This is a genomic window from Thauera aminoaromatica S2 (genome assembly GCF_000310185.1).
Classification (GTDB): domain Bacteria; phylum Pseudomonadota; class Gammaproteobacteria; order Burkholderiales; family Rhodocyclaceae; genus Thauera; species Thauera aminoaromatica.
In genome coordinates this window covers 1-6927 of record NZ_AMXD01000165.1, presented here as the reverse complement: position 1 = coordinate 6927, position 6927 = coordinate 1, and the positions used below count along the sequence as shown (strand labels likewise).

Genomic DNA, 6927 nt, shown 5'->3' with positions numbered 1-6927 from the left:
GGCTGCCGCCGCACCCGCCGCCGCTGCGGCGGCGTCCGGTGCCGCCGGCGCCGCCAGCCCGGCCGCGCGCAAGATCCTCGACGAGAAGGGCATCGCCGCCGGCGACGTCGCCGGCTCCGGCCGTGGCGGTCGCGTGACCAAGGAAGATGCCGTCGCCGCCCAGCCCAAGGCCGCCGCAGCCGCGGCGTCCGCCGCGGTGCAGCTCACCGGCGACCGTCCTGAAGAGCGCGTGCCGATGACCCGCCTGCGTGCCCGCATCGCCGAGCGCCTGATCCAGTCGAAGAACGAGAACGCCATCCTGACCACGTTCAACGAGGTCAACATGGCGCCCGTCATGGCCCTGCGCAAGCAGTACGGCGACAAGTTCGAGAAGGCGCACGGTGTCCGTCTCGGTTTCATGGGCTTCTTCGTCAAGGCGGCCGTGGCCGCGCTGAAGAAGTTCCCGATCCTGAACGCCTCGGTCGATGGCAACGACATCGTCTACCACGGCTACATCGACATCGGCATCGCGGTCGGCTCGCCGCGCGGCCTGGTGGTGCCGATCCTGCGCAACGCCGAGACCATGTCGATTGCCGAGATCGAACTGAAGATCGCCGAGTTCGGCCAGAAGGCCAAGGACGGCAAGCTCTCGCTCGACGACCTCTCCGGCGGCACCTTCTCGATCTCCAACGGCGGCGTGTTCGGCTCGATGATGTCGACCCCGATCATCAACCCGCCGCAGTCGGCCATCCTCGGCATCCACGCCACCAAGGATCGTGCCGTGGTCGAGAACGGCCAGGTCGTGGTTCGTCCGATCAACTATCTGGCCATGTCCTACGACCACCGCATCATCGACGGTCGCGAGGCGGTGCTCGGCCTGGTGACGATGAAGGAAGCGCTGGAAGATCCGGCTCGCCTGATCCTGGATGTGTGAGCGGACGTAAGGTGCGAGGCGCGAGGCGCAAGGAGCGGTGAGCGCTCCATGCCTCGCGGTTCGCCTTGCCTGGGCGCCCGCAGGGCGCCTGTTCGCACCCGACTCCTGACTCTCAACTCCTCACGGGTAACCCAATGTCCAAAGAATTCGACGTCCTCGTCATCGGCGGCGGCCCCGGCGGCTACGTCGCCGCGATCCGTGCCGCGCAGCTCGGCTTCAAGACCGCCTGCTGCGAATCCAATCCCTACGCCGACCCGAAGGGCGAGCCGCGCCTCGGCGGCACCTGCCTGAACGTCGGCTGCATTCCCTCCAAGGCGCTGCTGCACACCTCGCACCTGTTCGAGGAAGCCGGCCACGCCTTCGAAGGCCAGGGCATCAGCGTCGGCACGCCCAAGATCGACGTGCCCAAGATGATCGCCCGCAAGTCGGGCATCGTCGACCAGCTCACCGGCGGCATCAAGGGCCTGTTCAAGAAGAACAAGGTCACCCTGCTCAACGGCCATGGCGCCTTCGTCGGCAAGGGCGACGCCGGCTGGCAGGTCCAGGTCGGCGAAGAGCTCGTCACCGCCAAGCAGGTCATCGTCGCCACCGGCTCGGCCCCGCGCCACCTGCCGGGCGTGCCGGTCGACAACAAGATCGTCTGCGACAACGTCGGCGCGCTCGACCTCGACGCGGTGCCGAAGAAGCTCGCCGTCATCGGCGCCGGCGTCATCGGCCTCGAGATGGGCTCGGTGTGGCGTCGCCTCGGTGCCGAGGTCACCGTGCTCGAAGCCATGCCCGAGTTCCTCTCGCTCGCCGACCAGGACGTGGCCAAGGAAGCGCTCAAGGTCTTCACCAAGCAGGGCCTCAAGTTCAGCCTCGGCGTCACCATCGGCGAGGTCAAGGTGGGCAAGAAGGGCGTCAGCATCGCCTACAAGGACAAGGACGGCGCCGAGCAGAAGCTCGAAGCCGACCGCCTGATCGTCTCCGTCGGCCGCGTGCCCAACACCCAGGGCCTCAACGCCGAAGCCGTCGGGCTCAAGCTCAACGAGCGCGGCCAGATCGAGGTGGACGACCACTGCAAGACCAACCTGCCCGGCGTGTGGGCGGTGGGCGACGTGGTGCGCGGGCCGATGCTCGCGCACAAGGCGATGGAAGAGGCGGTCATGGTCGCCGAGCTGATGGCGGGCCAGGCCGGCCACTGCAACTTCGACACCGTGCCCTGGGTGCTGTACACCAGCCCCGAGATCGCCTGGGTCGGCAAGACCGAGCAGCAGTTGAAGGCCGCCGGCGTGGCCTACAAGGTCGGCAAGATCCCCTTCCTGGCAAACGGCCGCGCGCTCGGCATGGGCGACTCGACCGGCTTCGTCAAGATGCTGGCCGACGCCACTACCGACCGCATCCTCGGCGTGCACATCATCGGCGCCAACGCGTCGGAGCTGATCTCCGAAGCCGTGGTGGCGATGGAGTTCGCCGGCTGCTCGGAAGACCTGGCGCGCATCTGCCACGCCCACCCGACCCTGTCGGAAGTGGTGCACGAGGCCGCGCTCGCCTGCGACAAGCGTCCGCTGCACTTCTGAGCGAGGCGTGAGCTGTGAGGGGTGAGGTGCGGGGGCTTCCCTGCGCCCACCCCTTTTTGCGTTAACCTGCAGTCCTCCGATCAACGCTCCTGACCGATTTCCTATGCCTCACCGCATCCTGAACGTTCCCCAGCACGGGATGATCGACGCCTACGAAGCCCTGCTGAAGACGCGCGGCTACCAGTCCGATCCCGCCCAGCGCGCCGCAGCACAGCGCCTGCAGGGCCTGTACACCGAGCTCGTCGGCTTCAAGGCGGCGCGCCAGGGCAGCCGCATCAAGCAGTTCCTGAACAAGCCCAAGATGCCGCGCAGCGTCTACTTCTGGGGTGGCGTGGGGCGCGGCAAGAGCTTCCTGATGGACTGCTTCTACGACTCGGTGCCGTATCGCCGCAAGCGCCGGGTGCACTTCCACGCCTTCATGCAGGAGGTGCAGAACGACCTGCGCAAGTTCAACAACGCACCCGATCCGCTGCAGAAGGTCGCCGACCGCATCTCCGAGCATACCCGGCTGCTGTGCTTCGACGAGTTCCACGTCTCCGACATCGCCGACGCGATGATCCTGGGGCGGCTCCTCGACGCGCTCTTCGACCGCGGCGTGATCTTCGTGATGACCTCGAACTATCCGCCCGACGGCCTCTATCCCAACGGCTTGATGCGCATCAACTTCCTGCCCACGATCGAGAAGATCAAGCAGCGCTTCGACGTCATCGAGGTGGATCACGGCACCGACTATCGCCTGCGCACGCTCGAGAAGATGGAGATCTACCTCGTGCCGCACGACGACGCGGCCAAGCGCAAGATGGCCGAGGACTTCCGCCGCCTCGCCGCGAGCGAGGGCCGCGGCGGTAGCGTCGAGATCCTCGGGCGCAACATCGACGTGGTACGCCAGGCCCCGGGGGTGATCTGGTTCGACTTCGCCAGCCTGTGCGGCGGCCCGCGCTCGCAGAACGACTACCTCGAGATCGCGCGCGAGCACCACACGGTGATCCTGTCGAACGTGCCCAAGATGCTGGTCGGCAACGCCTCCGAGGCACGCCGCTTCACCTGGCTGATCGACGTGCTCTACGACCACCGCGTCAAGCTCATCATGAGCGCGGCGGTCGAGGCGCACGACCTCTACACCGAGGGCCACAACGCCCACGAGTTCGTGCGCACGGTGAGCCGCCTGATCGAGATGCGCACCCGCGACTACCTCGCCGAGCCGCACCGCACAGAATAGTCGGGGCGCGGCGCCCGTCCGCCGCGATGGGCGTCGCTTGGGCGCGCGTCCGGCCCTTGGACAACCAGGGCGGCGCGAGCGGGTCCCTCGAGCGCTCGCGCTGCCCTGTTCGTTTCGCCGTGGGATCAGGAGCCGACCACGCCCCCGTCATCCTTCGTGATCACGACGGTCGCCGAGCGTGGGCGACCGCCGCCGGCCTCGGGCCACTGACTGAACGCGAGCGGGTTCTGCGCAAGATACTCGTCCATCGACAGGCTCCCGCGCATGCTCGCGTCCGGTGCGCGCGGATGCGAACCGGCCTCGCCGGGATGTTGCACGTTGATGAACATGGTCCGGTAGTCGGGGGAGAAGGCAAGGCCGGTGATCTCGCAGCCCGAAGGTCCGACCAGGAAGCGGCGGATCTCCTTGCTCTCGGGGTCGGCGACCAGCATCTGGTTGTTGCCCTGGCCCGCGTAGTCGCCGCTATTCGAGAAGTTTCCGTCGGTCTGGATCCACAGCCGGCCCGCGCCGTCGAAGCCGATGCCGTCGGGGCTGTTGAAGGTGTTGTCGGCGGATACGTTCGCGGAACCGGAGCGCAGGTCCTGGCGGTCGGGGTAAGCCACCGGGTTGCCTGCGAGCACGAAGAGATCCCACTCGAAAGTCATCGCGGCGGCGTCGTCGCCGGCCTCGCGCCAGCGCACGATCTGTCCGTAGCGGTTCTGTGCGCGCGGGTTCGCCTCGTCCGTCGTGGTCCGGCCGGAGTTGTTGGTCAGGGCACAATAGACCTCGCCGGTTTGCGGATGCGTGGTGATCCACTCCGGGCGATCCATCTTCGTCGCACCGACAGCGTCGGCGGCGAGGCGGGCGTGGATCAGGACTTCGGCCTGGGTGGCGAAGCGGGCGTCTGCCGCCAGCGTGGGGTTGGCCGCCTTGTCGAGCAGCAGCCATTCCCCAACACCCATGAAGTCGCCGCTGGCCGCGCCGGCGTCGAATTTGGCCACATACAGCTTGCCGGCGTCGAGCAGGTTGCCGTTCGCAAGCCCACGGCTTGCGTCGAAAACGCCATCGGACACGAACTTGTAGATGTAATCGTTGGCCTGGTCGTCGCCCATGTAGACGACCACGCGCTTGTCTGCGGCGAGCCTCATCTCGGCGTTTTCATGCTTGAAGCGGCCGAGCGCGGTGCGCTTCTTCGGCGTGGAGCCGGGCTCGAAGGGATTGATCTCGACGACCCAGCCGAAGCGGTTGGCCTCGTTGGGTTCCTTGGCGTAGTCGAAGCGGTCCTCATGCTCGTGCCAGCGGTAGCCGGAACCGCCGGCGCTGATGCCGTAGCGGACGAAGGCCGCGCTGCGCGTCGGTGCCGGGGTCGCTGCGGTGGCGAAATAGCCGTTGAAGTTCTCTTCGCAGGTCAGGTAGGTGTTCCACAGCGTCTTGCCGTTGGCGCAGTTGTTCAGCGTTCCCAAGACGTTGAGGCCACTGGGGTCCGCCGTGGTGCGCAGGAGGGCGTCGCCGGCGGCGGGGCCGGTCAGCGTCATCGGCGTCTTGCCGGTGATCCGGCGGTTGTACGGCGAGCCGATGTGGACTTCCCAGCGCCCCGCGCCGTTCTTCTTGACGTGGAGGACCGAGACCCCATGCGCGTTGAGCGCCTTGGAGACCTTGTCCGCCGTCCACGGCGTCATGAATTCGGCGCCGAACAGATACTCGTAGTTGCAGTACTCGTGGTTCATCACCAGGAGGCCTTCGTTCGATCCGTCGATCGGGAAGTAGCTCATCCCGTCGTGGTTGTCGCCGACCTGGCGAGCCTGCTCTTCACCGGTGTTGGTGCCGTCCGCTCGCCATGCGGGGGAGTCGCTGAACAGCGGCGATCCCCAGGGAGTGAAGATCTGCGCCGAATAGCCCGCGGGGACGACGATCGCATCGCCGCTCGATGTGGCGACGGCGGCGAAGCCGAGGAGCGGCCCCGCGGCAGGTGCAGGCGCAGGGGGCGTCCCGGCGGTCGGGGTGCCGGCCACGGGCGTGTCGTCGTCCGAGGTACAGGCAGCGAGCGAGCCCGACAGGAAGGTGACGGCCGAGAGGCCCAGGCCGCTCTTCAGGAAGCCGCGGCGGCTGACCGCACGCTCCACGACGGACTGGAAGTGCTCGTTGGACGAGAGGTTGGTCGGAAGGTCGTCGAGCGTATCGGGCTTCTTCATTGCTTCATCACTCCGGATGCAGGGTCGGAAAAGCCACGAGTTTTCCTGCGCCGGATTACGCGGGCGTGAAGGGTTTCTTACGCTTCGACGAGGGCGATCCCGCGCACGCGGCGGAGTGCGGCGGGGGGTGATTCAGAAACGGATCCGCATGCGCTCGCCATCGCGTGTCGGGCGTAGCTCCGCGAGCATGCCTTCCAGGCGGCCAAGCAGCCGGGGATCGCCGCCGACATCGAGATCGACGCGCGGGCGCTGCCCGCCCGAGAGTTCCACCTTGCCATTCACGGCGAGCGCGCGCCCGCGCAGGGCGCTGATCTCCAGCGTCGTCACCGGCGCTGCGATCGCGGCGACGATGCGATGGTCGCCGAGCGCCTGGCCGGGCAGGATGTCCACGCCGCCGGCGCGCCACTCCGCCTGCAGCGTGCCCGCGCAGCGTCCGCCCCAGCCGCAGGCGAGCGCGGGAACGTTCAGCTCGAGGACGCCGCGCCAACCGGCGCGCGCGATCGCATGGGGAACTGCGGCGAACGCGGTGGCGGGCGGCAGCTGCACCGCGAGGCGCTGCAGGGCGACGCCGCCAGGATCGATCTCCAGCGTGGCGGGGGCGCCGCCGTCGATGGTCAGCTGCCAGCGTAGCCGCGCACCCGCCAGCGCGGAGGGCTCGAACGCCCAGCGCAGGCGGGTGATCGGGCTCAGCGATGCGCTGCCGTCCGCGCTTGCGAGACGTCCCTGGCCGTTCCACAGCGTGCCCTCGGCCAGCACCAGGCGGAAGCGCCCTGCGCTGGCATGATCGAGCGCTGCGTCGAGCAGCCGCGCGGGCGCGCTTGCGACGAGCAGTGCCCCCACGCTCGCGGCGAAGATGGCTGCGCCGGTGGTGAACTTCACTGTCCGCCCACCTCGAACATGGCGTCGAAGCGCGCCAGCCCGTCGGTACCGGCGGCTTGCAACTCCAGTCGCGTCGGACGCAGGCGCTGCTCGGCGTGCAGGGTGGCGAGCCAGTCCACGAGCGCAGGCAGGGTGGTACGGCCGCCGACTTCCACCCGGTCGCCGGCGATCCGCGCCGCGGCCTCG

6 protein-coding genes are annotated in these 6927 nt (G+C 68.2%); 3 read left to right on the top strand and 3 right to left on the bottom strand.

All coding sequences use genetic code 11. The features are described from left to right. From odhB to zapE, 3 genes are all read left to right on the top strand, one after another. Window positions 1-913, top strand: a 913-nt coding sequence (gene odhB, locus C665_RS17250) for a 2-oxoglutarate dehydrogenase complex dihydrolipoyllysine-residue succinyltransferase (protein WP_004324187.1), incomplete at its 5' end; no start/stop codon positions are given. Window positions 914-1047: 134 nt separating this feature from the next. Continuing rightward, window positions 1048-2472, top strand: coding sequence for a dihydrolipoyl dehydrogenase (gene lpdA / locus C665_RS17245; protein ID WP_004324186.1), 1425 nt, complete (start codon window positions 1048-1050; stop codon window positions 2470-2472). Between the two features lie 103 nt (window positions 2473-2575). Beyond that, a complete protein-coding gene (zapE, locus tag C665_RS17240) occupies window positions 2576-3691 on the top strand; it encodes a cell division protein ZapE (protein WP_004324185.1) in 1116 nt (371 codons plus the stop codon). Window positions 3692-3816: 125 nt separating this feature from the next. Here zapE and C665_RS17235 read toward each other — a convergent pair whose 3' ends face one another. The 3 genes from C665_RS17235 to C665_RS17225 form a co-directional block, all read right to left on the bottom strand. After that, window positions 3817-5862, bottom strand: a complete 2046-nt coding sequence (locus C665_RS17235; RefSeq protein ID WP_004324183.1) for a PhoX family protein — start codon at window positions 5860-5862, stop codon at window positions 3817-3819. A 132-nt stretch (window positions 5863-5994) separates the two neighbouring features. After that, window positions 5995-6741, bottom strand: coding sequence for a type II secretion system protein N (gene gspN / locus C665_RS17230; protein WP_004324181.1), 747 nt, complete (start codon window positions 6739-6741; stop codon window positions 5995-5997). Then, window positions 6738-6927, bottom strand: a 190-nt coding sequence (locus tag C665_RS17225) for a hypothetical protein (RefSeq protein ID WP_004324179.1), incomplete at its 5' end; no start/stop codon positions are given. The genes gspN and C665_RS17225, both read right to left, overlap by 4 nt.